The sequence below is a fragment of the Erythrobacter donghaensis genome (assembly GCF_001557325.1).
Taxonomy (GTDB): Bacteria; Pseudomonadota; Alphaproteobacteria; order Sphingomonadales; family Sphingomonadaceae; genus Erythrobacter; species Erythrobacter donghaensis_B.
In genome coordinates, this window is the sequence record NZ_LSJS01000002.1 from 1 (window position 1) to 2,453 (window position 2,453).

General features: G+C 67.1%; 3 protein-coding genes. 1 reads left to right on the plus strand and 2 read right to left on the minus strand.

Features of this window, described 5'->3' with window-relative positions; genetic code table 11:
- Positions 1 to 73: 73 nt before the first annotated feature.
- Positions 74 to 700, minus strand: a complete 627-nt coding sequence (locus AX692_RS00015) for a hypothetical protein (RefSeq protein ID WP_073973792.1) — start codon at positions 698 to 700, stop codon at positions 74 to 76.
- 203 nt (positions 701 to 903) lie between these two features.
- On the opposite strand from AX692_RS00015, the gene eno reads away from it, so the two are divergent.
- Positions 904 to 2,190 (plus strand): phosphopyruvate hydratase, encoded by a 1,287-nt coding sequence (gene eno, locus AX692_RS00020; protein WP_073973793.1) that lies wholly within the window; start codon positions 904 to 906, stop codon positions 2,188 to 2,190.
- A 99-nt stretch (positions 2,191 to 2,289) separates the two neighbouring features.
- Here eno and AX692_RS20400 read toward each other — a convergent pair whose 3' ends face one another.
- On the minus strand, positions 2,290 to 2,427 hold the full coding sequence (locus AX692_RS20400) for a winged helix DNA-binding protein (RefSeq protein ID WP_269135678.1): 138 nt from the start codon (positions 2,425 to 2,427) through the stop codon (positions 2,290 to 2,292).
- Between the last annotated feature and the right edge of the window lie 26 nt (positions 2,428 to 2,453).

Sequence of the window (2,453 nt, forward strand, 5' to 3'; positions counted from 1 at the left end):
TTCCTCGCCCGCCTGCTCGGCGGCGCGAGGCCGGGATCGATGTCAGCCATGGACGTGCCTTCCCGCAGGCGCCTCAGCGCCGCTTGCCGCCGAGCAGGCGGGCGAGGAAGAAGCCGAACACGGCCGCCACGCCGACCGCGACACCGGGGCTCTTGCGCACCATCTCGCGCGCATCCTCGCCCAGTTCCTCGACGCTCTTGGATTCGAGCTTGGCCGAGGTTTCCTGCAGCGTGCGCGAGGCCTTGCGGGCATAGTCGCCATATTGCTCGCCCAGCCGCTCGTCGATCTGCGCGGCGGTGTCACCCACCACCTTGCCGAGCGAGGCGATGGCATCGCTGGCGACCTGCTTGCCCTCGACCGCGAGCTCGCCGGCCTTGGTCTTGGCATTGGCGAGCAGATCGTCGCTCTTGCCGCGCGCCTGATCGCTGGCGGAGGTGAAACGGTTTCCGGCCTCGGCACGCAACGCGGCGGCGCCGGCCTTTGCTTCCTCGAGTGCGGCGTTGAAGCGGCTCTTGGCCTCGATCACCTGCGTGGAGGCGGGGGTGGCCTCGGCGGGCGCGGCATCGGGGGCCTTGGCGGTCGCTCCGGTCTTGCGCGAGGCGGCCTTGGCCGGGCCTTCGGACGCCGCGGCTGCGCCCTTCGCGGGCTTGGCGGGCGTCTTCTTGACCGGAGCGGTGTCGGTCGGGTTGGTGTCAGCCATTGCAGTTCTCCATCTCTTGCGGGGCGATCCGCAGGCTCTCGTGCAGCCGCTTGCGCAAGGCCTGCCTCACGCATAGGGACGTCACGCGGGCGACCCTCGGCGGGTCGCAACAAGCCAGAATCATGCCCGATCCATCGTCTTGCCCAATATCATAGGGCCCGAGTGTCTTAACACCCTAAACCACATTACAGCCGGAGCCAAACATGACCGCGATCATCGACATCCACGGGCGCGAAATCCTCGACAGCCGCGGCAATCCGACCGTGGAGGTGGACGTGCTGCTGGAGGACGGCAGCTTCGGCCGCGCCGCCGTGCCCTCGGGGGCGTCGACCGGTGCCCACGAAGCGGTGGAACTGCGCGACGGGGACGCTTCGCGCTATCTCGGGAAGGGCGTGCTGAAGGCGGTCGAGGCGGTCAATACCGAGATTCGCGACCTCCTGATCGCCAATTTCGACGCCGAGGATCAGCGCGACATCGACCTGTCGCTGATCGCACTCGACGATACCCCCAACAAGGGTCGGCTCGGGGCCAACGCGATCCTGGGCACCTCGCTCGCGGTCGCCAAGGCGGCGGCGAACGCGCGCGGGCTGCCGCTCTATTCCTATCTCGGCGGCGTGTCGGCGCATATGCTGCCGGTGCCGATGATGAACATCATCAACGGCGGCGAGCATGCCGACAACCCGATCGACATCCAGGAATTCATGATCATGCCGGTGGGCGCCGACTCGCTGGCCGAGGCGGTGCGCTGGGGGGCGGAGGTGTTCCACACCCTCAAGAAGGGCCTCGCGCAGAAGGGCCTTGCCACCAGCGTCGGGGACGAGGGCGGCTTTGCTCCCGACCTTGCCAGCACCCGCGCGGCACTGGACTTCATCATGGAGAGCGTCGCCAAGGCGGGCTTCACCCCGGGCGAGGACATCGTGCTGGCACTGGACTGCGCGGCGACCGAGTTCTTCCGTGACGGCAAGTACGAGATCTCGGGCGAGGGCCTGAGCCTCTCGCCCGAAGAGATGGCCGATTATCTCGCGAAGCTCGCCGCCGATTACCCGATCCGCTCGATCGAGGACGGCATGAGCGAGGACGATTTCGCGGGCTGGGCGGCGCTCACCGCCAAGCTGGGCGAGAAGGTCCAGCTGGTCGGCGACGACCTCTTCGTCACCAATCCCGCGCGCCTTAGCGATGGTATCGCTCGCGGCCTTGCCAATTCGCTGCTGGTCAAGGTCAATCAGATCGGCACCCTCACCGAGACGCTCGCCGCGGTCGATATGGCGCACCGCGCGCGCTACACCTGCGTGATGAGCCACCGTTCGGGCGAGACCGAGGACGCGACCATCGCCGATCTCGCGGTCGCCACCAATTGCGGGCAGATCAAGACCGGCAGCCTCGCGCGCAGCGACCGGCTCGCCAAATACAACCAGCTGATCCGCATCGAAGAGGAGCTCGGCGACAGCGCGGTCTATGCCGGGCGTGCCTGCTTCGGCGCGCGCGCCTAGACCTTGTTCGCTTTTGATTGAACCAAGAGCGCGGTCTCGGTTTTGAATTTTTGAAGTGATTTCCGAGCCGTGAAATGTTCCGGTTCACTCGAAATCACTTCAGTCGAAAGCGTCAAAGAAGCGATCCATCGCCGTCTGCCCTGCGGGCGTGAGCCTGACGAGCACGCGGCGGTGGTCTTCCTCGTCGTTCTCGCGCACCACCAGGCCTTCATCGGCCAGCACGCCGAGCCAGCGCAGCCCGGTGGTGGCGGGCGCGGCCGAGC

Coding starts and splice junctions, on each gene's coding strand:
- eno (WP_073973793.1), top strand. CDS start 904: ATGACCGCGATCATCGACATCCACGGGCGCGAAATCCTCGACAGCCGC.
- AX692_RS00015 (WP_073973792.1), bottom strand. CDS start 700: ATGGCTGACACCAACCCGACCGACACCGCTCCGGTCAAGAAGACGCCC.